General features: G+C 45.6%; 16 protein-coding genes and 1 pseudogene. 12 read left to right on the top strand and 5 right to left on the bottom strand.

Annotation, left to right across the window (positions count from 1 at the left end):
• The first annotated feature begins 134 nt into the window (after positions 1-134).
• Complete coding sequence (locus CEW91_RS09315) at positions 135-2975, top strand: TonB-dependent receptor domain-containing protein (protein WP_088768699.1); 2841 nt, start codon at positions 135-137, stop codon at positions 2973-2975.
• 309 nt (positions 2976-3284) lie between these two features.
• Positions 3285-3393 (top strand): annotated as a pseudogene (locus CEW91_RS12495) (transposase); the annotation flags it as partial.
• Positions 3394-3807: 414 nt separating this feature from the next.
• Here CEW91_RS12495 and CEW91_RS09310 read toward each other — a convergent pair.
• Positions 3808-5733 carry a S9 family peptidase gene (locus tag CEW91_RS09310; protein WP_088768698.1) on the bottom strand — a complete coding sequence of 642 codons (1926 nt, stop codon included), beginning with the start codon at positions 5731-5733 and terminating at the stop codon, positions 3808-3810.
• Positions 5734-5964: 231 nt separating this feature from the next.
• On the opposite strand from CEW91_RS09310, the gene CEW91_RS09305 reads away from it, so the two are divergent.
• The 3 genes from CEW91_RS09305 to CEW91_RS09295 all read left to right on the top strand — a co-directional run bounded on the left by CEW91_RS09305 (position 5965) and on the right by CEW91_RS09295 (position 10098).
• The gene (locus tag CEW91_RS09305; protein ID WP_088768697.1) at positions 5965-8787 is read left to right on the top strand and encodes a TonB-dependent receptor domain-containing protein; all 2823 of its coding nucleotides are present in this window, start codon (positions 5965-5967) and stop codon (positions 8785-8787) included.
• Between the two features lie 142 nt (positions 8788-8929).
• A complete protein-coding gene (locus tag CEW91_RS09300) occupies positions 8930-9490 on the top strand; it encodes a FlgO family outer membrane protein (RefSeq protein WP_088768696.1) in 561 nt (186 codons plus the stop codon).
• 23 nt (positions 9491-9513) lie between these two features.
• Positions 9514-10098, top strand: coding sequence for a FlgO family outer membrane protein (locus CEW91_RS09295; RefSeq protein ID WP_088768695.1), 585 nt, complete (start codon positions 9514-9516; stop codon positions 10096-10098).
• Between the two features lie 11 nt (positions 10099-10109).
• Here the strand turns inward: CEW91_RS09295 and CEW91_RS09290 are convergent, their stop codons facing one another.
• The 4 genes from CEW91_RS09290 to CEW91_RS09275 form a co-directional block, all read right to left on the bottom strand.
• A complete protein-coding gene (locus CEW91_RS09290; protein ID WP_088768694.1) occupies positions 10110-10832 on the bottom strand; it encodes a DUF1499 domain-containing protein in 723 nt (240 codons plus the stop codon).
• A 66-nt stretch (positions 10833-10898) separates the two neighbouring features.
• Positions 10899-11690 carry a DUF547 domain-containing protein gene (locus CEW91_RS09285; RefSeq protein WP_088768693.1) on the bottom strand — a complete coding sequence of 264 codons (792 nt, stop codon included), beginning with the start codon at positions 11688-11690 and terminating at the stop codon, positions 10899-10901.
• Between the two features lie 9 nt (positions 11691-11699).
• Positions 11700-12098: a hypothetical protein gene (locus CEW91_RS09280; RefSeq protein ID WP_088768692.1), complete on the bottom strand. Its 399-nt coding sequence runs from the start codon at positions 12096-12098 to the stop codon at positions 11700-11702.
• Positions 12099-12150: 52 nt separating this feature from the next.
• Positions 12151-12690 carry a carboxymuconolactone decarboxylase family protein gene (locus CEW91_RS09275; protein WP_088768691.1) on the bottom strand — a complete coding sequence of 180 codons (540 nt, stop codon included), beginning with the start codon at positions 12688-12690 and terminating at the stop codon, positions 12151-12153.
• 146 nt (positions 12691-12836) lie between these two features.
• Between CEW91_RS09275 and CEW91_RS09270 the strand changes: the two genes are divergently transcribed.
• The 7 genes from CEW91_RS09270 to CEW91_RS09240 are packed head-to-tail and all read left to right on the top strand — an operon-like array spanning position 12837 to position 22100.
• The gene (locus tag CEW91_RS09270; RefSeq protein ID WP_088768690.1) at positions 12837-15152 is read left to right on the top strand and encodes a TonB-dependent receptor; all 2316 of its coding nucleotides are present in this window, start codon (positions 12837-12839) and stop codon (positions 15150-15152) included.
• A gap of 9 nt (positions 15153-15161) precedes the next feature.
• Complete coding sequence (gene lpdA / locus CEW91_RS09265; RefSeq protein ID WP_088768689.1) at positions 15162-17303, top strand: dihydrolipoyl dehydrogenase; 2142 nt, start codon at positions 15162-15164, stop codon at positions 17301-17303.
• Between the two features lies 1 nt (position 17304).
• Complete coding sequence (locus CEW91_RS09260; RefSeq protein ID WP_088768688.1) at positions 17305-18396, top strand: ABC transporter substrate-binding protein; 1092 nt, start codon at positions 17305-17307, stop codon at positions 18394-18396.
• Positions 18375-20045 (top strand): ABC transporter permease subunit, encoded by a 1671-nt coding sequence (locus CEW91_RS09255; RefSeq protein ID WP_088768687.1) that lies wholly within the window; start codon positions 18375-18377, stop codon positions 20043-20045. Before CEW91_RS09260 ends, CEW91_RS09255 begins: the two co-directional genes overlap by 22 nt.
• Complete coding sequence (locus tag CEW91_RS09250; RefSeq protein WP_088768686.1) at positions 20029-20691, top strand: ATP-binding cassette domain-containing protein; 663 nt, start codon at positions 20029-20031, stop codon at positions 20689-20691. Before CEW91_RS09255 ends, CEW91_RS09250 begins: the two co-directional genes overlap by 17 nt.
• Positions 20684-21310 (top strand): CDP-alcohol phosphatidyltransferase family protein, encoded by a 627-nt coding sequence (locus CEW91_RS09245; RefSeq protein ID WP_088768685.1) that lies wholly within the window; start codon positions 20684-20686, stop codon positions 21308-21310. Before CEW91_RS09250 ends, CEW91_RS09245 begins: the two co-directional genes overlap by 8 nt.
• On the top strand, positions 21303-22100 hold the full coding sequence (locus CEW91_RS09240; protein WP_088768684.1) for a sterol desaturase family protein: 798 nt from the start codon (positions 21303-21305) through the stop codon (positions 22098-22100). The genes CEW91_RS09245 and CEW91_RS09240 overlap by 8 nt, the downstream gene beginning before the upstream one ends.
• Positions 22101-22103 lie beyond the last annotated feature (3 nt).

Raw genomic sequence — 22103 nt, 5'->3', positions numbered from 1 at the left:
GCTTTTTAGCAGCCTTAAAGTACTACCAACAATTTTTACACGAAAAGTTTACAACTCCTTAACTTCCTGTTAGATTCTAAACAGCTTCTATAAAAGAAGCGAAATAATAAAAACGTTCCAGGGAGTTTTTACTCATGAAAAACTTAACATTTCGTAAAAGCCTAACGGCAGCTGCGGTAGCTGCGTCATTAGGTTTTCCTGCATTTGCAATCGCTCAAGATGCGCAAGATGTTGAAGCAGAAAACAATATTGAAAAAATCCAGGTGACTGGTTCTCGTATTAAGCAAACTGATATTGAAGGTGCAAACCCTGTATCGGTTTTCACAGGTGAAGATCTTGCCAAAGTTGGTATTACCGACGTTGGTGACTTCATCCAAAGAATGCCTGCTATGTCAGGCTCACCAATCGGTACAACGACCAACAATGGTGGTAACGGTTCAGTTCAAATTAACCTTCGTGGTTTAGGCGCTGCGCGTACACTAGTACTAGTTAATGGTCGCCGGACTGTAGATGGGGGGGACTTCCAAACTATTCCTTCATCTATGATTGAGCGTATTGAAGTACTTAAAGATGGTGCTTCCGCGGTTTACGGTGCTGACGCTGTTGCTGGTGTTGTAAACGTAATTACCAAGAAAAGCGTTCAGGGCGTAGATGTTAATTTTCAATACAGAACATCAACTGAAGCGAACAAAGACCATGAGCGTACTTTCAGCGTAGTGGCTGGACGTGAGTTTGCTGATGGAAACATTGTGTTTGGTGTTGATATCACTGAGCAAACGCCAGTTCGTCAAGGCGACGCAGACAATGTAGACTTTTTCCAGCTTCCTTATGCTGGTTTCGACGGTGAGAGTATTACTGCCAATGGTCCGACAGCCGAAGGTCCAAATGCTAACGCTATTTTATTAGGCTCAGGCTCTGTACCTTGTGGTCATTTCTATGTCGGCGGTCAAGAGTATATCTTGGAAGCATGTCAAGATGGCTCAGGTGGCTTTGAAGCATGGGATGGTGAAGGCTTTGTAGCTGAAGAAAGTGACTTTCGCGAATGGGTTGGCTCGGGTGCTAATAACGACACCTACAACTATGCGCCTGTTAACTTCATCCAGACTCCGTATAACAAAATCAATGTGTTTTCTAACGCAGATTTTAAAATCTCTGATGATGTTCAGGCTTATACTGAATTAAGAGTGAATAAGCGAGAGTCTTTACAACGCCTTGCGGCAACGCCATTTGATACGTTATTCGATCCAGGGTTCTCTGACGACTTAGCTCTATCTCCAGATAGTTACTACAATCCATTCAGCGAGCCAGTAACACGTTTACGCCGTCGTGTATTAGAAGGGAACCGTGAGTTCCAACAAGACGTATTGCAGGCGCAAGGTGTTTTCGGTATCCGTGGTTACCTGACAGATACTTGGGACTTCGATATCAACTACAATTACGGCTATCGTGAACGTACGGATATCGACCGTGGTCAACTTTATGGACCAAACCTATCTAAAGCCTTAGGTCCGTCATTCGAGAACGCTAACGGAGATATTGTTTGTGGTACGCCGGGTAACGTGATTGAAGGTTGTGTTCCAATGAACATTACTGGCGGTAACGGGTCACTTACAGACGAAATGCTTGGTTACGTATCAGTAGACTTAACTGACCACTATCGTTCTCAATTAGACACCTTTACAGCATCTACTAGCGGTGACTTATTTGAATTACCAGCAGGTTTCGTTGGTGCAGCATTTGGTTATGAATACCGCCGCGAGTGGACAGCATACTCCCCTGATTCAGGTAAAGCGTTGGATGAAGTTTCTGGTAACACTGGTGGCGGTGTAGAAGGTTCATTCACAGTTAACTCACTGTTTGGTGAGGTATCGTTACCAATTCTTTCAGGAGCTCCTGCAGCTGAAACTTTGGAAGCTAATTTAGGTCTTCGTTATGACGACTTTAGCACATTCGGCAGTGAGTCAACTTATCAAGCTGGCATTCGCTGGCAGCCATATCAAGGCCTGTTAATTCGTGGTACTTATGGCGAGGTGTTCCGTGCTCCAACAATCGGAAACTTGTTTAGTCCGCAGGCTGACTCGTTCCCATCTGCATCTGATCCATGTCGAGCAGATAACTGGAGCAACCTGACTGCATCACAACAATCAGTTTGTGTAGCCGAAGGTGTTCCTCAGGGTGGTAACTCAAGCACTGACTCACAAGTTCGTTCTCGTGTAGGTGGTAACCCAGACCTTCAGCCTGAAGAAGGTGATACTACAACAATCGGTGTTGCTTGGTCTCCTGATTTCTTGGAAGGCTTCAACGTAACTGTCGACTGGTATGAAATCAACATCGAAAACGTTATCGATACGGTTCTTACACAGAACACTATGAATGCGTGTATTAATGGCGTTCAATCTCTGTGTGATAATATCACTCGTGGCGACGACGGCATTATTGAGCAAGTGGTCACTTTACCTTCTAACTTAACTTCTCGTGTTGCTGAAGGTATCGATACTGAGTTCTCTTATAACTTCAATACTGAAGTTGGTGAATTCCGTACATTCCTAGGCTGGACTCACGTCTTGAAACGTGAAAACACAGTTGTAAATGACGAAGGTAACCTTGAGGCTGTTGACTTTACTGGTACTTACTCTCAGTTCGTAACTGGCGAAACTTATCCAGAAAATAAAGTTAACTTTACAACAGATTGGTTCTGGAATGACTTAACTGTATCTTATGCAGCTGAGTACATTTCAGGTATCGATTATGAACTGTTGTACTTCCCAGGAACTGTTTCAGTAGATGCTCAAGTTTATCATGACTTGTCAGTAGCTTATGAAACTCCTTGGGGGCCGCGCGTATCAGTAGGTGTAACTAACCTTACTGATGAGAACCCTCCATATATTGACCAAGCACTTGGCGGTGGTACTGATCCATCTACATACCGAGTTCTTGGACGTGGAGCATTCTTCCGTGTAAGCCACAAGTTCTAAAAGTGAACCGTGTATAGAAACAAAAAGCCTGGCTTAAGCCAGGCTTTTTTGTGCGCGAAAGGACAAGTGCGTAGCGCCTTCACCGTTTCTGTATAGGGGGATAGAATGACTTGAAGGTGAGATGTAGTCCCACGCTTTAGCTGCGGTTACTCGTCGAATTAGTCAGTTGCTTGCGTGAAATATTTCGGAGGGGCCGGCTATAGCTGTATGGAGCGCCACTGATTTGATAGGCACCTTATAGCCATAGATGGAGTGGGCCGAGAATCATAGACAATTTCTGGCTATTATTTGAGCATAGGAGGGAAGTTTATGAACAGCCAACGATACAGTCCAGAATTTAAGGGTGAAGCTGTCCGCCAAATTATTGGTAAAGGTTATTCTGTTGCTGCCGTCTTCAAGACGGTTTGATGTTTCCGTTCAACGTTTTCGAGAATCTTTAATTCAAGCTACTCGCGATGAGCTGTTTGATTAAATCGTTCGATGTAGGCATTGTGAGCTAGCTTAACGGGCTCGATATAAAGCAAACTTATTTTAGGCTTCTTTGTCCAACTTGTTAACTTCGTCGAAAAATATTCTGAATCGTTGTCACACCGAAGTGCTGTGGGTTTGCTGCCCTATCTGATGAACAGCCCTAACGTGCGAATGAATCTTATACCAAGAGGTGATAAATTACTTCAATGGTTAAGCCTTAGCGCTTGTAACTTTCGTTCTACCAATAAAAAGCCCCCCAGTAATTGGAAGATCCAATTACTGGGGGGCACTTTAATATGCCTTCAACTGGCTTGTTTTTTAACTAGCAGTTTACAGTGAAAGTTCACTTATATACTGAAGGCTATTTCAGGCTTTTATCAAAAAACTCAACCATAGCTTCCATTAAATCCAAGCGATTTTCCGGATCTGCAAAACCATGTCCTTCAGTTTCTTTCCACATCCACTTCAGTGGTTTGTTATGTTTTTTAAACTGCTCGCGAATATTAAGCGCATTATCATAATGGGCTTGCTCATCACGGCCACCGTGCACGATAAATACGTCAGCCTTTATCTTATCAACATGGTAGTGAGGTGATATCGCCTTTAGCTTTTCTTCGCTCTCGCCCAATGCTTCGTTTAGGTAGTCGAGCCCCCAATCAAGTCTTTCCGCGACATTACCGGTGTCCTTCATAAGTAGCAGGTCGTAAACTCCAACATAGCCAACGGCGCATTGATAAAGGTCAGGCTCTTTTACTACCCCCATAAGTGACGCGTAACCACCGTAACTACCGCCAAATATGCAAATTCGATCAGCGTCAGCAATGCCTTGGTTAATAGCCCATCTTGTTCCATCGGTTAGATCATCTTGCATTTCTTGACCCCATTTCCCGAAGCCCATTTGCTCAAATTCTTTACCGTAGCCCCCAGAGCCCCGGTAGTTAATTTGAAGTAGGGCATAACCTCGGCTTGCGATAGCTTGGGCATAAGGGTCAAAGGTCCAATAATCTCTGGGTCCGTGTGGTCCCCCGTGCACGTAAACAACCAGTGGTAAGTCTTTTGCTTCTTTACCTGAAGGAATTGTAAGATATCCATGAATTTTAAGGCCGTCTCTAGCTTCAAATTCGATAGATTCAACGCTTGCCATTTTACTTGGGTCTATTTCTGGTCGAACTTTAGCTAGAAACTTTAATTCATTCGTTTCTCTATTAAATTCATAGAATGTGCCTGGATTTTTATCTGATGAAGCTTTAATTACTGCTATACCAGCGTCTTTCGTTTGACTAGTTATAGATGGGTATTCGCCGTTAAAAGCGGCTGATAGTTGTTGGAACTCTATAGCTGCCTTTCCGGTTGCATCGATATACTCTCTGCGACGCTTGCCATCATCGTAGGTGACGGCTACAAGACGCTCTGTACCCCAACCTGGCATTTTTTCGTAAACTGGTGAAACATCGACAGTGGGGTTTTCGTAAACTAAAGTTTTTTTCTTCGTCGTTAAATCATACTCGTATAAAGATAGTGTTGATGTCTCCTCGTCAGATAATAAGTAAAGAGTGTTATTATCCTCTGCGATACTTATTGGTCTAATACTTCCTTTGTAAGACTTTCCTTTAAAAGGCGGAAAGCTATCTAGCATTGTCCAGTCATCATCTTCTTTTAGCCAAACACGAGTTTCGCCTGTATCTTCGTCTTGCTCTAAAGCAACTCTTGGCTCATCGTTGTTATCCAGAATAATGTTCGAATATTTAAAAGGACTTTTGGCGATAGTTTGCATTCGACCAGTGTAAACATTCAGTTTATATATGTTCTGAAACTGCTTCTTTTCATGATTAGAGCGAATTAATATATGATCTTTGTCTTCCCGGAGCATGCTTGCAATGGATAGGTTCGCGTATTCTTTAAAGATCATCTCAACTTTGCCACCTATATCGGCTGCGTAAAGCCTAGGGTCTAGAAAAGACTGCGCATATTGCCCTGACTTCTGGGTAGTGCGCATAAGGAGACGGTCATTATTCGCCCACCAAAATTGAGCTATCTTATCTTCCTCTCCGAAGTAGTATTGGTGAACTAACTCAAAGGTATCTGACTTTAAAATAGCTAAACGAACTTGGTCCTCAATCGGGAACGTGGCTGCATAAAAATCTCCATTGGGCGAAACTTTCATTTGACTGAAACTGGGGTTAGCTGCGAATGCGGACAAAGGAACTTGACTTTGGTCTGCAAAAGTTAGCGGACTCAATAAAGAAAACGCTATAAGCGTTATACAAATTTTTATTGGCTTTATCATTGTTAACCTACTTTATAATTGTGTTAAAAGCTGAATTTCTAAATAACTGATTTTATTGGGTATTTTTGTAGCCGAAAAAGGTAATGACTATTTTAATCATAAATGTTGTTAAAATAAATGTTACATGTTAAATTTTTTAACCCTTTTGAGTGGTTATACAACTATTTGCATTTAAAAATTAACCAAGTTCTTCAGAAGGGATAAAAATAATAATTTTTTCAGGGAGCTTTCATGGAAAAGTCAAAAGTTTATAAAGCGATGATGCTAGCGATGCTGACGTCAGCAGCGGTTGTGAGTAATCACGCATATGCCTTCCAGCAGGAAGAGCAACAGCAACAAGAGCAGCAAGAACAAGAAGCTGCAGAGGAAGAAGTTGAACGTATAGCGGTGACTGGTTCGCGAATTAAACGAACTGATGTTGAGGGCGCAGCACCAGTAGTAGTTATTGGTGCTGAAGATATAAAAAATCGAGGTTTTACTACAGCATTCGATGCCTTAAAAAACTTAAGTCAAAACACTGGCACCATTCAAGGTGATGAGTTTGGCTCTCAAGGTGGCTTTACACCTAATGCTCAAACTATTAGCTTACGAGGCCTAGCGCCTGGCCAAGCGCTGATTCTTTTAAATGGTCGTCGTTTGTCGGAAAACCCAACCCCTTACAACGGCCAGAGTAACTTCGTTAACTTGTCGTCAATTCCTGTTGCTGCTATTGAGCGTATAGAGGTTTTAACCAATGGGGCGTCTGCAATCTATGGGTCTGATGCGGTTGCCGGTGTTATTAATATCATTTTGAAAAATGATGTAGATGATACAACGGTCTCTGTTCTTGGTGGTACTACAAAAGATGGTGGTGGTGACGAGTATCGAGTTCAGATAACTTCTGGTGTGACAGAGAAAAATTACTCTTTTACGTACGGCCTTGAGTATCAAAAAATTGATCCCATTTACGCGACAGATAGAGAATGGCTAGATTCTTACGATGATGGTCCTGAAGGCGAAGATGCTGTTTTGGCTAGAGGGATCCTAAAACTTGATGCCTTCTCCTCTGCGTATATAGATCCAGGTGAAGGCACCTGTGAAGCTTCAGGAAGTGGTTATGAGCGCACGTTCCGACCTGGTTCAGGGTACTACTGTGGTACAGACACTACAGGTGACTATTCTATCCAAAATGGCCGAACAAAAATTTCTGGCTTTGTTAGCGGGGCTTATGAACTGAACCGGGATGTAGAGTTATTTGTGGACGCATTAATTGCGGACCAAGAGGCTGAAAATAGAGGTTTTAGGCATTTCGTATCAGATTATGTAGTGACTCCTAACGCGGACAATACCGGCAACTTGGCTTCTTTAGGGGCACCTAGTTTAGATTACCAGCTTTACCAACGTTTATTCTCGTTTGATGAGTTAGGTCCTAAGTCATCTCGTTTTGATGAAAAGAATATGAACGTTACTGCTGGTGCTAGAGGAACGCTTCCCAACCTTTATGAGTGGGAAGTATCATATAGTCACAGTACTGCAGATTTTACGAGTAAACGTTCTTGGTTAAAAAATGAGAAAGTGAACGAATACTTCTTAGGTACTGGGTCTTTAGCATTTGGCTTGCCGTCTGGTTTAGGTTCAATTGGCTTATATGATCCAATTACTGATGAAATAGCAAATGACTTGTTAGGTACTCAAGTGATTAATGCTGATTCATACTCTAGAACTTTGTTCAGTTCTATTTCTGGCGATTTATTTGAAATGCCGGCAGGAATGGTACAGTTCGCAGCTGTTGCTGAATATAACAAACAAGGCTATGACTTACTTCAAGATGAGCGTACGTTAAGTACATCTGACGTTAGCTGGTATGGCTTGACTGGTACTGAAGGTGGTGGTGATCGTGATCGCTGGGCTCTTGGTATAGAAACTTCTATTCCTTTAGCTGAGACTCTTACTGGTACCTTGGCTGCTCGCTATGACCGCTACGATGATGATACGACTGATGTCGGTGGGCGAATTTCTCCGATGGCTGGTTTAGAATACCGACCATTTGAGGAGCTACTCGTTCGAGCTACGTATGGTAAGAGTTTCCGTGCGCCAGATATGCACTATGTATTTGCAGATTCTAGTGGATTCTTTACTAACGTTCGTGATTACACAACCTGCCGCAATGACTTCGTTGCTGGCGGTGGCAACGCAGATGATTTCATCCCAAGCCCTGCTAATTGTGACACGACAAATATTAATGGTTTACGAGCGGGCTCAACCTCTCTTGAAGAAGAGGAAGGAACCAATATCGGTTTAGGTTTGGTTTACGAAGTCATCGATGGCTTGAATTTCTCTCTTGATTACTATGAAATTGAACTTGAAAACATTGTAACCGATGAGAGTATCACTGGATTGATCGCTGACGAGTATGATTGTAACTTTGGTCTGGACGGTCGAGATTCTGACAGTGCATTCTGCCAAAATGTTTACAGTAAAATTAACCGTGCAGCTCCTGGCGAACCTAATGCTGGTGAAATTAACTCTGTAAACATCACACCAACAAACGCATCTAAACAGAAAATCTCTGGTATTGATGCTACGTTGAATTACCGTACGTCGACTGAGTTCGGTGATTTCACAGGTCGAGTGGAATATACAAATACTTTAGAATATAAGTATCAGTCTGTTCCAGAAGACGATTATATCGATTATCGCAACTTAGCTAGCTTTGGAGATCCTAGAACAAACTTGACAGCTGTTGTTGGGTATGGTTATCAGGATTTTTCAATCTACTTAACAGCGTTGAGAACAGGCTCTGTACCTCGCAATATTCAACCGGCCGAATTCTCAGATCCAGATAGCGAACAGTACGAAAACGTTGCTCGCCTTCATCCTTGGGTTCGCTTTAACTTATCAGCGCAATACCAGATCACAGATGATACTCAAATCACATTTTCTGGCGTAAACATTACTGATAAGCGCCCTCCATATGATGAAACGGAAACTTCTTGGCCGTTCTATAATGTGTTCGCATATCCGGGAGCATCGCGTGGAGCTAGCTACTCATTAGAGCTTACTCACCGCTTTTAATTAAATGGACTTACCCTGGAACTTAAGTTCATTTAAATAAGCGATTCAAAGCCCTCCTTATAGGAGGGCTTTTTATTTACCCTAAACCTTCCCAAACACCTGCCGATACAAAAGCATCGACGTTTTAAATCCAGGTGCGTTTATGTTTCTTCGCTCTATTCTTTTGGCAGTAATGACCGTGCTTTTCAGTAGCTCTGTAATAGCGCACGTTATTAATCCTCACGAGAAAATTAGCGACGACTTGGCTGCTCAGCTCGCCAATCAGTTACAACAGGCTAATCAGCATTACGGTTATTCAAATATAGGGGTGACGCGTTGGGTGTTGGCTGAAACGTTAGAGCTTCCATCACAAGGCGATTCTATGCACAAGCTCAGTCATCAACTCAGTGAAAGTCTCTACGCACATCTCAAAGAACGTAACCTAGACGTGGTCGAGTTTAGAGCACAGGACTATGTGACACTGACAGCTGAGGGGTCAACCAACATGACGCGCAATGTCGACGAGCTGGAAGCTCAGCCAAAGCTTGACTGGGTATTAGTTGGCACTCTGTCACGTAAGGATGATGGTGCGGTTGTGAACTTGCGTATTATTGATCGTCGTAGTCAGGAAGTACTGGCCGCGGCCAATCGATACGTGCCGAAACACTTGTATTGGCCGAATAAGCAAACAGAAATGGTTGATGGTCGACTACAGCGCCATTAAAACGCAGGGGTAGGGGAGTTATTATGAATGCACTAACTAGAATAGTTGTATCGGCTGCTGTGTTAAGTCTAATGTCAGCCTGTACCGTATTACCTGCAAAGCAGCAGGTAGCAAAAGAGAAACCGCGGGAAGTCTATTCACAGCCTTACAGTGCAAAATACAGCGCTCAGCTGGCAGAACAATTGGTTAATAACGCAAGTATTCGCCTGAGTGGTGTTAAAGTGGGCATTACCAACCTTGTCGGTGTAACGGGTCAGTACAATGAGAGCTCTGCTCTCAGTCAGGTGTTGTCTGAGCAGTTAGTCCAGGAGTTACACCGCCGAGAGCTGAGTGTATTAGACTTTAAAACAACGGACTTTATTCGTGTAACACCGAACGGTGATTTTGCGTTAACGCGCGACTACATGGAGCTTGATGAAATAATGCCAATAACCCACGTTATGGTAGGAACTCTCTCGCATTATCGTGATGGTATCATGGCAAACGCTCGTCTGGTCGATATCAACACCAAAGATGTCGCTAGCGTGGCTCAGGTATTTATACCGGCTCACGTGGTTCAGCAATTAAGTGAAGACCATGGCAAGCCGGTGATTAGAAAGGCGCCTTAACGCTTAAGGCGCTATTTCAATTGAGCTTCTAGCTCACTCATAAACTCCCGGATACGTTCGGCGTTTTTACCGACGTCACTACGACCAACGCGAGACTTACTGCGAATATCCAGTTCACTGCCGTCTGCAGTGGGTCGTACGCGTATCACTACGTCGTCTTTAAAGCCAAACCAAGTGGTTGTAGCGGTAGCTTCTATTCGACCGTCTACCTCTGAGCTTTCAACCATCTCCCAACCCATGCTTTTAGAGGCTTCCAAGGCGGCTTCGAACAACTCTGCAGGTGACACCAAGGCTTCATAAGTCGTTAATTCTGGATAAGCTTTCAGTTGCTGTTTTGCCGTCTCTTCGCCGGCATACTCTACCGGGTTAGGCGCATCCTCACGTAATGGAGCAATAGCAACAAACTCAGGCGGGTTTTGTGTGTCAGTAGTAATGTCGTGAATAGCTGGCACATTTTGAGCCTTCAAATATTGGCTAAACGGCATGTAAACTGAAATACCCCCGGCAACAATGGCTAAACCGCTCAATCCCGCCACCAGACCTTGAGGGCGGCGAATCAAATACCAAATAATATTCAGAACGAATGCAGCGGCACCGATATAAAGCGCCCAACGCAGCATTAAGAATGCGGTGCCTAAGTCGGCAGTGCCACTTTTATACAAAGGCCCAGATACTGCCAACAGAATCACCGACAAAAAGCCGAGAAAAATAAATAAGCCATGCAACGCTTTCATAACGTAATCCTCTTAGTAATGTTGTCTGCTATTACGTCACTAACGACTGTTCGGGTCAATGTTATATTAACGATTTTCAAGGCTATTCAATTGCCAGTTGTAGTCCAGGTAGCGAATATTGAATTGAGTCGTCAATAATTTCCGTTCAGCTTCACTTTCAGCCAAAGCGTTTTTGTATTTGCGCAGGTACTCCCTAAAGTTATCAAAGTCTTCGTTGTACCAGTCAAAAATCTTAGACAGATACACACCTTTATCGTCTATGCCATTTTTATCATGGTCACTGAAAAAGGCGACCATTTGATCTTCAAGCTGTTTCTCAAGTGAGTCTGCGATAAAAGCCTCAGCTCGTAACTTAGGGCAGCTCACCGCGGCGCAAATGAGTGCAGCATGAATACGTGGCTCATCGAAGTCGATTCGAATTTTCTCGTGCTCTATCCAGTCCAGCGTTCGCGACTTACCTAATAGTGAGAAGAAATCATGCTCCCAGGGAGAGCTAAACAAACTACCTAAGTCGCGAATCGATTTAGCATCGCCTGATTCGAATTGGTCATAATTATTGATAATTAACTGTAAAGTGAAGCCATTATAGGCATTGATTAAAAATGCGAGCTGCTGACTATGACTCCAGTTTTCATATTGGCTTTTTTCAACTTGAGACAACGATGACAAGTAATCGTCTAGCGGCTTTCTGTTGCTGGCAAGCGTTTTATAGTTCACTGCGGACTTTAGATCGTTGTCATAAACAACGACATGCTCGGTTAAAACGTTACTAAAGACTTTATGTGAATGGTCAAACGACTGCGCGAACACAGCCGTTTGGAAGAATAAGCCTAAAGTGAGCAGTAGTGGTCGTATCATTGCACTATCTCAAAAACTTAGCTTTGTATCATGCTCGCGAAGTAAAAACAGAGCAAGGCATGCGGCTAACATTGGCCAGGCAGCAAAAAACAGCAGATTATTAAATGCATCGATGTACTGCGGAAACGACGAAAAGGTTGATACCGCATGCAATGCCAAAATCAAGCCGTATGTAACGGTTTTCCACAGGCCCACCAAAAAGGCCAGACACAATATAACCTGTAATGCGCCGAGCACCGCTGCTAAAGTAGAGGATAGTCCGCTTATACCATAAAATCCTTCGAATACGGCTGCCGTGTGACCCGGATTAATGAACTTGTCCAACGCCCAGACGAACATGACAATAAAAATTCCTACTCTAAGGGCGAGTAGTGCCCACGGGAGTTTTTGTTCGAGTGAATTGCTCATGACTTATTACCCTAGTTGGTTTTAGTATTTCACCTGATGCATTAGCATCAGGCTACTTAAATTTTTTGAATGGTTCGTCGATGGGTGTTTCAGCAACGGCGTTGGTATAGTTGCTCATGGTTTTTTGCGATATACCAAGAATAACCTCCAGCACCTGACGGTTACCGTAACCCGCATCGAAAAATGCATTTAAGTCGGTACTGGAAACCTGACCACGTTTTTCAAGCATGGCTTCGGTAAACGAGCGTAATGCCTGAAGCTTCGGATTATCTAATGTTTCCCCACTCTTAAGTTGCTGGGTAATAGAGTCATCTGCTCCCATCTGTTTAGCAATGGCCGTATGGGCTGGTACGCAGTAATGGCAACTATGGTACACGTTGATGGTTTGCCATACGACAGTTAGCTCGTCCTCATTAAAGCTACTATCAGCAAATAAGCCATGAACATCCTGGTAAGCTTTCAGCAACCCTGGCGCTTCAGCCATAACAGCATGTAGATTTGGTATCATTCCAAACTCTTTTTCAGAACCTTCCAAGAGTGGTTTGCTGTCCTCTGGGGCTGAGTCTTTGTTGTATAATTTGAAGTCTGTCATAGTGGCTCCTGCATTTTTTGTATTACTATTAAATAATAGAACAAAAACTCAAAAACAGATCATGTCAGTAAAATTAGACCGTTGTAATCAAAACTGGCCTAAACTGCGTAGTATCTGGCTAATAATTAAAAACAAGGACAATACCGATGAAAAATTGGTGGTTCGCCGCATTACCCCTAGTTGTTTTCCATGCTGTAGCACAAGAAAAGCCGATAGAAATTATAGAAGTTATAGGTCGTGATACCTCATCGGTTGTGCTGCCATCTGAAGAGTCAACCGAAGGTCTATTTGGCTTAGCTGAGAGCTTGCAGGATATTCCGCGTGCGGCTACCGTCATTAATGAGTCGTTAATGGAGGAGGCAGCTATTAATGACTTGCATGATATTGCGCGCTTCGCGCCCAACAGTTTTGCAGCGGCTGGTTTTGGAAACCCGTCGCTACCTACATTACGAGGGCAGCTTGGCGAGTTGTATGAAGCCGGTATGCGTCGTCAGGCGGGCAATAACGGTTTGGGTATTCCAATGTCGTTTAATGCCATTGAGGGCATGGCGGTTGTTAAAGGCGCGCCGCCGGTTATGTTAGGTACGTCGCAGCGCGTGGGGGGCTTCGTCAACTTGCAGCCGAAAACCGCTCGCCTGAATGACATAGATACCCAGGTAAAAGCGCAGCTAGGCCAGTGGAGTCAGTATCGTTTTCAAGTCGATCACAACTGGATTCTAAAAGAAGGCGAACAGGGTCTAAGAATAAGTGCCGAATACGTCGATGAAGACAGCTTTTACGATTATCACCATCATCGTAGTGATGATGTTCTGTTAGCTTACAAGTTTGTCCCGAACGATGATACTCAGCTGGATGTGTCTCTGGAGTATTACGATGTGGAATGGACAGATAATGCTGGTATCAACCGTCCGACTCAAAATCTGATAGACAATAACTTATACATTACCGGGCAAGGCGTGCAACCGAACGGTTCACGCGTTCCGGGGGCTGGCGCTGTGATAAGCCCGACCGGTGAAGTACGTATTGACCGCAGCACCACCTTAACCGACCCGCTTGATACCAACACCGCAGAAACAGCGCTTCTGCATGCGAAGTTTCAGCATTGGCTGAATGACGAACTGGTTTTGGTGAACCGTACCTATTATCAGTATTTAACCCGCGAGGGTATTAACCAAAACAGCTTTGTCGAAATTATTGACGACGCACATACCTTTGAAAATCGCACTGAGCTGCATATTAATAAGAAGACAGTGGTTGGTGTTAATCTGCGTATAAACGACGTGCTGGGATACAGCCAGTTCACCACCGAAGCAGATAACCCGATTGATTTAACCGGCCCACTGGATAATCGCCGAATTCCATTAACCCCAAGTCAGCAAGCGCGACTGATAGAGTTGCGTCCCGGTTTGTTTGTATCGCCGGGTGCACAGTATGATTTAGACGGTGACGGGGCGGGGGATTTCAACCTATCTGATACCACCGACTCGACCAGCTATCAGTGGGGCATTTTCGCACAACATGAACTCGAGCTCACTGACAAATGGCGCGTTACCGGCGGTGTAAGAGCTGACTATTATGATGTGAAGGCTAAGGATCCTATTGCGCCGCAAGGGACAGAAGCTAAGAGTGATACCTACAGTGACTGGCTAAGCGCGATAAGTTTGTCGACGCAATACGATTGGACACCGAACCTGACGCTATATACTACCGCTTATGAGAGTGATTCAACATCGAATTCCATGGCGGGTGGCACGGTGTTAAATGGTTCGGGAGTCATTGATGAACAAAACTTTGCGACTGAAAATACATTATACGAATTGGGCATAAAGTACGCACCATCAGGCGCTCGTTGGTATGCTGACGCGGTATTATTCGACCAGAAACGAAGCTTGCGTAACCGCGATGGGTCGAACAGTGGTATTCGTACCGAGGGGTTGGAAACTCACTGGCATTATGCGAGTGAAACGGGCTATTGGGTAACTTTAGCCGCCAGTTATATCGATGCGCGTTGGGATGATTCCGCCGCGTCGCAAGGAACCCGCCAAGTGGCGGATGCGTTTGATAACTCGCGCCCTGATATTATTGAAGGTACAGACTTAGGCTCGCCAAACTTCACATTATTCCCGGCGTCGAGTCAGCAACTGCAGGGCATACCGGAAGTACAGGCATCGGTTGTGGCAGGCTGGAACATTACAGAGAAATGGTCTGTCGGTGGTGACTTGAGCTACACCAAACACTATCCGTTAGATTATTTACAGACCGTTTTTATTCGTGATCAACATACGCTCAACCTGAATTCACGTTATCGTTTTAGCGAACAACTGAACGTGCGCCTGGATGTGTTCAATGCCACCGATCAGGACAATTGGTCACCGGTATTCGAAGGTGGCTATTTTGGTGCAACTCTGGCGTTTCCATCACAGCCGGTACATGCCCGCTTGAGTGTTAATTACGAGTTTTAAGGAAGACAAATGTCATTGAAAAAGCTGTTGTTGCTGTTGGTTATCGCTGCTTTGTTTGTCAGTGCGTTTGCGTTCGATCTTACGCAATACTTATCTCTGGATGTGCTTAAGGAGAAACAGCAGCAGCTTAACCAGCTTTTCATGGACTATCCGCTGCAAACCTTTGCCATTTACTTCGCCATTTACGTTATTTCTACGGCGCTTTCTCTGCCGGGAGCGACCGTTTTAACTTTGGGGGCAGGAGCTATTTTCGGCTTTGGCTGGGGCTTGTTGTTGGCTAGCTTTGCCGCTTCACTTGGTGCGTTTTTGTCGTTCTTAAGCGCTCGCTTTATCCTCCGGGACTGGGTGCAGGACAAGTTTGGGGAGCGTCTTGACGCCATAAATCGGGGCATTGAAAGAGACGGGGCATTTTATCTCCTGAGCCTGCGGTTAGTGCCTATTTTCCCGTTTTTTGTCATTAACCTGGTTATGGGGCTCACTCCAATAAAAGCCTGGACTTATTATTGGGTCAGTCAGGTCGGCATGCTCTTGGGGGCGGCTGTATACATTAATGCCGGCACACAGCTAGCGCAAATTAATAGTTTGGGCGATGTGGTATCGGCTGACTTAATTGGTGCGTTTGTGCTCCTGGGCATAATGCCAATTATTGCTAAATTTATTCTCAGTCTGCTTAAGCGTCGTAAAGCGTTTAAAGGCTACAAAAAGCCGAAGTCATTCGACAATAACCTTGTAGTTATTGGTGCGGGCTCGGCTGGGTTAGTCAGTGCTTACATAGCGGCCGCGGTAAAAGCCAAAGTAACCCTAATTGAAAAGCATAAAATGGGTGGTGACTGCTTAAATACAGGGTGTGTGCCATCTAAAGCGTTATTGCACGTTGCAGAGCTGGCGCATAATGCCCGAAATGCAGGCAAAAGCGGTGTCAGTGTGGGTGAGGTGAGTGTCGACTTTAAGCAGGTGATGCATCAGGTTCAGTCAGTCATTAAAGACATCGAGCCGCATGACTCAGTCGAGCGCTATACCAAGCTGGGAGTGAATGTCGAGCAAGGCAGTGCAAAAATTCTTTCGCCATGGGAAGTTGAAATTGAGTCTGAAGGTGAAACCAAGCGCATAACCACTCGAAGTATTATTATTGCTACTGGGGCAAAGCCCTTAGTCCCTAACTTTGAGGGCTTGGATGACGTTAATTATTTAACCTCGGATACCTTGTGGGACTTAGAGGAACTGCCCAAGCGCTTGCTGGTATTGGGCGGAGGCCCTATTGGCTGTGAGCTTTCGCAAGCGTTCCAGCGTTTAGGAAGTCAGGTAACGCAGGTGGAAATGACTGATCGCCTAATGGGACCAGAAGACGAAGACACGGCTGAGTTATTGACCAAACGTCTTGTTCATGAAGGTATTGATATCAAGTTAAACCACAAGGCCGTGCGTTTTGAGAAGAGAGGAAATGAATCTGTTCTTATTGCTGAACATAACGATAAAGAGGTGGCTATAGCCTTCGATAAAGTGCTTATAGCTCTCGGCCGCCAACCCAACATTTCCGGTTTTGGACTTGAAGAGCTGGGTGTACAAACCAATAAAACGGTCACTACCAATCAGCTACTGCAAACGAACTTCCCGAATCTCTACGCGTGTGGCGATGTCGCCGGGCCGTACCAGTTTACTCACGTTGCGTCGCATCAAGCTTGGTATGCTGCTGTAAATGCGTTGTTTGACCCGTTCAAAACGTTTCGCGCTGACTATTCTGTCATTCCCTGGGTGACTTATACGTCGCCGCAAGTTGCTAACGTTGGGTTAACCGAACAGCAGGCGCAAAAAGCGAATAAAGAATACGAAGTGACGGAATACGATATTGGTGAGCTCGACCGCGCCATTGCTGATGACAGTGCTTATGGCCGGGTGAAAGTGCTAACCAAACCGGGCAAAGATGAGATATTAGGTGTCAACATTGTTGGTCCTCAGGCAGGTGAGCTTTTGGCCGAATATGTACTGGCTATGAAACAGGGTATTGGGCTGAATAAAATACTCGGTACCATTCACAGTTACCCGACATTGGCAGAAGCCAATAAATACGTAGCCGGTGAATGGAAGCGCGCCAATGCGCCGCAGAAGCTGCTAGCATGGGTAGAGAAATTCCATCGCTGGCGCCGGAGCTAATATGCGTAGACTTGTTGCCGCTACATTTTTTCTTGTGATTTTTCTGGGGACAGGGCCAATAAAAGCCGAGGTCGTCAATTTTTATGCCTGGGGTGGCTCACCGCAAGTAAACAGTTACTTACGTTGGGCGCAACAAGAATTAAAGGCTGAAGGCATTGAGTTTCGACACAATAAAGTGGCTGATGTGTCCGAGGTAGTGAAACAAATTATCAGTGGCCATTCCAACGCCGATATTATCTGGATAAACGGTGAAAACTTTCACGCCTTAAAAGACACGAATGCACTGCTACCCATTGTTGATGACATTAACGCCACGCAACACATTAACCCAGAGCTCAACTGGCAAACCGATTTTGGTGAACCGGTGAACGGTTTGGAAGTCCCTTGGGGCGTTGGTCAGTTTAACCTCATCGCTCGTCCTGGTGTGTTTGGAACGGAAACGGTGAGTGCTGAAGAACTCATGCGCGCTGCTCAAGAGTATAAAGGCCGAATAAGTTACCCAAAGCCGCCGGAGTTTCACGGTACGACGTTTTTAAAGTCATTACTGTTGTCGCTGTATCCGGAGCGTCGTTCGGTTTTCCAGCAACCGGTTCAGTCAATTAACGCGCAAGAACTCACTCAACCGCTCTGGGACTACCTCGACAAACTTCATCCGCTATTATGGCAACAGGGTGACAACTTTCCGTCATCCGCTGGCGAACAAGTGTCTTATTTAGCCAATGGACAGTTGATGATAGCGGTAAGCTTCAATCCTAATGACGACCAAACCTTAGTGAATCAGGGGCGGTTGCCGGCTGGGGTTAAAAGACACACATTATCTGACCACGCTATTACCAATACACATTATTTGGCGATTCCTAAAACCGCAAAAAGCGTGGAAAAAGCGAAGCAAATTATTGAGTTCATGCTGTCTTCTGAAGCCCAGCTGCGCAAAGCAGACACGAATCGCTGGGGTGACCCGTCTGTCTTAAAACCCGAACTACTTCATACTAAAGAAAGCAGTCGGCAGAGAGAACTGCTACCAGCAACCGATGACTTTCACGTTAGCTGGCAATCGTATTTGGAGCAGGAATGGTCCGCGCGCTATCAATAATCGTTATGTTAGCGTTGATCGTGTTACCGGTTGGCAGTGGATTATTGCTACTGTTGCTGTCTTCTTTTAGCGCCGAGTCAGGGATAACTAGCAATGCCGTTCATTCCATTTTACATGAGCTCGCGACTTTGCTGTCGACGCTGCTGCTTGCTGTTTTGGCGCCCTTAACAGCCTGCTACTTAGCCTTACGGTTGGCTCCAGCGCTACTCAAGCGTCCCACGCTACAGCAACTGTTATCACCATTACTGTCAGTGCCGCACGTCGCATTTGCGGTAGGGCTGATGCTGCTTTTTAGTCCCTCAGGCTGGCTTATTCGTTTGGTTGAGAGCATCACCGGGCTGTTACCGTTTCCACCGCAAGGCTGGCCATTACCGGAGAAGTCTGTGATTACCGTTATGGTCGTGCTGGTATTAAAAGAGCTGCCATTTTTGCTGCTGATGATAGCCGCTCAGCTAAAACAAGTACCTGCCAGCTCCTGGCTGATTCAGGCACAAAGTTATGGGTACAGCGAAAAACAGGCGTGGTGGCGAGTGGTAACACCGGAGCTCGTAAAACGTTTAACGTTACCAATGGCTGCCGTGATTATTTACTCTCTATCGGTGGTTGATATTCCTTTATTAGTTGGGAGCAATACAGAGGCGCTATTGGCGCAACGCGTTTACGAATGGACTTTTCAGTTTTCAAACGAGAGTCAAAGCAAGGCGCTGGCTGGCGCCTGGATTCTTATGGCGATGGCCGCCTTGCTTCTCTTTATTAACCGTCAGCATGCCTGGTTGTATCGTCAGTGGATGCTTATTAAGCCGTTACGAAAACGAAGGCTGACGAAAGGAAGGCCGACTCATGCCCCTTCTTCCGACACATTGGCGAGTGGAGTATGGTTATTACTGGGTCTTTTGTCATTCGCGATTATCGCTGTATTAATACTACAAAGTTTAGCGTCAAGCTGGTTTTACCCGGCCATTATGCCTGAGTCTCTCAGCTTTCACCGTTGGCAAACTGAGTTAGCTTACTTAACTCAGCCCTCACTAAACAGCTTTTGGTTGGCGATAATTAGCAGCATACTGGGAGTAACATGTGCTTTGGTGCTACTTGAGGCTCAGCGGCAACATCATAACAATTCGTTAAACGGCTGGCTTCTGATTGCCTTACTGGTTCCTCAAGTGCCGTTAGTTCTTGGCTGGCAGTTGGTATTGGGGGAGTATTTAGCGGAAGGCAAAGGCGGCTTGTGGGTATTATGGTCACATACTGTTTACACGGTGCCCTATGCGTACTTAGTCTTACACGGCGCCTATACTCAATTTGACGACACGTGGCTGATAAAAGCTCAAAGTTTGGGCTACTCTGCACGACAAGCCTGGTGGAAAGTCATGCTGCCTATGTTGAGAGCGCCGCTAACAACGGCTTTCGCCATTGCTTTTGCGGTCAGCATTGCGCAGTATTTGCCAACTCAATGGCTTGGGCAGGGGGTAACACCGACACTGACCACTGAAGCGGTAAGCGTTGCCAGTGGCGGTGATTGGCGTATAGGCAGTCTTTATGCGTTACTGCAATCGTTACTGCCACTTATTGTGTTTATTGGCGTAGCGCTATTGAACACAGAGTTAAGACGTACACATCCAAAAGCGAAACGTTATGCTGAACATTCGTAATCTGGCTATATTCTCTCAAACAGAAAGCAGTCAAAACACGCTGCTGCTTCGACTGAATAATCTCAGCATCCAACCGGGGGAGGTAGTGACGCTAATGGGCCCCAGCGGCGTCGGGAAGTCGACGTTATTGCGTTGGGTGCTCGGTGAATTCCTGCCTGATTTCACAACCCAAGGTGAACTGATGCTGGATGGCAGAGACCTTAGTGAGCAGTCGATAGCACAACGGCAAATAGGTATGATGTTTCAAAAAGGCGGCTTATTCCCACATATGACGGTCGCCGAGAATTGCCTATTCGCGCAAAAGCCGCGCTCAATACTCAAACGTAACGAGCAAGTAGAAAAAGCGCGTGCAATGTTGAATGACTTGGCGCTTAACGAAAAATGGGATGACTACCCACATAACCTTAGCGGTGGTCAGTATTCGCGCATTGCGTTGCTTTGTGCGTTGCTGGCAGAGCCGAAAGCGATGTTGTTGGATGAGCCCTTTTCCGCACTTGATGCGGGGTTACGGGCAGAAGTTCGTGACTGGACTTTCAAACAGCTTGCAGCAGCGACTATTCCTGCACTGATGGTGACACATGATCGAGCTGATGCCAGCGGGCGTATAATAATGGTCAACGAGAACAAAGAGATAGTCGATGCTTGATCCCAAACTATTACCGATAACCCGAGCGTTGCTGGACATTCCGGCGCGGTTGCTGATCAAGCTGGGCGTGACCGCGGACCAGGTAACGGTGGCAGGCTTTGTTGTTGGGTTACTGGCGGTGCCGTTGCTGGCGCTTGAATACTACACATTTGCGCTTATCCTGATATTACTAAATAGGCTGGCCGACGGTCTGGACGGAGCCGTTGCCAGACGGACGCAACTGACCGATGCCGGCGGTTACATCGATATTGTGCTCGACTTTATTTTTTACAGCGCCGTGGTCTTTGGATTTTTACTGGCATCGCCAGAGCAAAACGCGGTGGCGGCCGGTGTGCTATTAGTCACCTTTATGGGGACGGGCGCGACCTTTCTGGCGTTTGCCAGTGTGGCGGGCAAGCAGGGGATTGAAAACCCGTCTTACCCTAATAAATCGCTGCATTACATGGGGGGGGTAACGGAGGGTTTTGAAACCATATTGGCCTTTGTTGCATTCTGCTTATGGCCACAGCAATTTGCCATGCTGGCTTACGTGTTTGCCGCTCTCTGCTGGATTACTGCGATAACTCGCATTGTGGCGGGTTACCGAACCTTGAAAAAGGGAGCGGCGAATAGTGTCTGAAACAGCCTGGCGACTCAGCGTATTTTTAGGCGTGCTTGTTCTCATGGTGTTGTGGGAATATGCCTCACCGAAACGTCGTTCGCGATACAGCCGTAAACAGCGTTGGCCGACAAACTTAGGTATTGTAGTTATAGACACCCTACTGCTGAGGATTATTGCACCGGCCGGCTTAACCGGCGCTGGGCTGTGGGCGGCGAACAACGGCTGGGGACTTTTCAACATTACCATGACGAATAGCCTGCCGTTTTGGATAACGGTGGTTATGAGTGTTATTGCGCTTGATATCGCGATTTACTGGCAGCATCGCCTATTTCATCGGGTGCCACTGCTATGGCGTTTGCACCGAGTGCATCATGCCGACCCGGACTTTGATGTAACCACAGGCCTGCGTTTTCACCCCGCAGAAATTCTTTTGAGCTTCTTTATTAAAGCAGCCGTGGTCATTGCCTTGGGTGCGCCGGCATTGGCCGTTATTATTTTCGAAATTGTTCTGAACGCCTGCTCGTTGTTTAATCACGGTAACGTGGCGCTGCCAAAGCCCCTTGAAAAAGTGGTAAGAAAAATTTTAATTACACAAGAGCTGCACCGTATTCACCATAGCGTTGAAAAAGAAGAAACCAACAGTAATTACGGGTTCAGTGTCAGCTGGTGGGATCACCTGTTCAAAAGCTTCACTGCTAGGCCGAAAGCAGGGTCCGACAATATTGACATTGGTCTTAAGGAATATCGTGACCAGACCGTAACAACAAAAATTCTTGGCGTGCTGAAAATACCTTTCACTCGCAATTAATTT

This window comes from Idiomarina piscisalsi, assembly GCF_002211765.1.
Taxonomy (GTDB): Bacteria; Pseudomonadota; Gammaproteobacteria; order Enterobacterales; family Alteromonadaceae; genus Idiomarina; species Idiomarina piscisalsi_A.
The sequence above is the reverse complement of the archived record's forward strand: the minus strand, read 5'-3'. Positions and strand labels throughout refer to the sequence as shown.

What these genes read in the sequence shown, in the direction of transcription:
- CEW91_RS09315 (WP_088768699.1), top strand. Translation starts at nt 135, where the DNA reads ATGAAAAACTTAACATTTCGTAAAAGCCTAACGGCAGCTGCGGTAGCT.
- CEW91_RS09310 (WP_088768698.1), bottom strand. Translation starts at nt 5,733, where the DNA reads ATGATAAAGCCAATAAAAATTTGTATAACGCTTATAGCGTTTTCTTTA.
- CEW91_RS09305 (WP_088768697.1), top strand. Translation starts at nt 5,965, where the DNA reads ATGGAAAAGTCAAAAGTTTATAAAGCGATGATGCTAGCGATGCTGACG.
- CEW91_RS09300 (WP_088768696.1), top strand. Translation starts at nt 8,930, where the DNA reads ATGTTTCTTCGCTCTATTCTTTTGGCAGTAATGACCGTGCTTTTCAGT.
- CEW91_RS09295 (WP_088768695.1), top strand. Translation starts at nt 9,514, where the DNA reads ATGAATGCACTAACTAGAATAGTTGTATCGGCTGCTGTGTTAAGTCTA.
- CEW91_RS09290 (WP_088768694.1), bottom strand. Translation starts at nt 10,832, where the DNA reads ATGAAAGCGTTGCATGGCTTATTTATTTTTCTCGGCTTTTTGTCGGTG.
- CEW91_RS09285 (WP_088768693.1), bottom strand. Translation starts at nt 11,690, where the DNA reads ATGATACGACCACTACTGCTCACTTTAGGCTTATTCTTCCAAACGGCT.
- CEW91_RS09280 (WP_088768692.1), bottom strand. Translation starts at nt 12,098, where the DNA reads ATGAGCAATTCACTCGAACAAAAACTCCCGTGGGCACTACTCGCCCTT.
- CEW91_RS09275 (WP_088768691.1), bottom strand. Translation starts at nt 12,690, where the DNA reads ATGACAGACTTCAAATTATACAACAAAGACTCAGCCCCAGAGGACAGC.
- CEW91_RS09270 (WP_088768690.1), top strand. Translation starts at nt 12,837, where the DNA reads ATGAAAAATTGGTGGTTCGCCGCATTACCCCTAGTTGTTTTCCATGCT.
- lpdA (WP_088768689.1), top strand. Translation starts at nt 15,162, where the DNA reads ATGTCATTGAAAAAGCTGTTGTTGCTGTTGGTTATCGCTGCTTTGTTT.
- CEW91_RS09260 (WP_088768688.1), top strand. Translation starts at nt 17,305, where the DNA reads ATGCGTAGACTTGTTGCCGCTACATTTTTTCTTGTGATTTTTCTGGGG.
- CEW91_RS09255 (WP_088768687.1), top strand. Translation starts at nt 18,375, where the DNA reads ATGGTCCGCGCGCTATCAATAATCGTTATGTTAGCGTTGATCGTGTTA.
- CEW91_RS09250 (WP_088768686.1), top strand. Translation starts at nt 20,029, where the DNA reads ATGCTGAACATTCGTAATCTGGCTATATTCTCTCAAACAGAAAGCAGT.
- CEW91_RS09245 (WP_088768685.1), top strand. Translation starts at nt 20,684, where the DNA reads ATGCTTGATCCCAAACTATTACCGATAACCCGAGCGTTGCTGGACATT.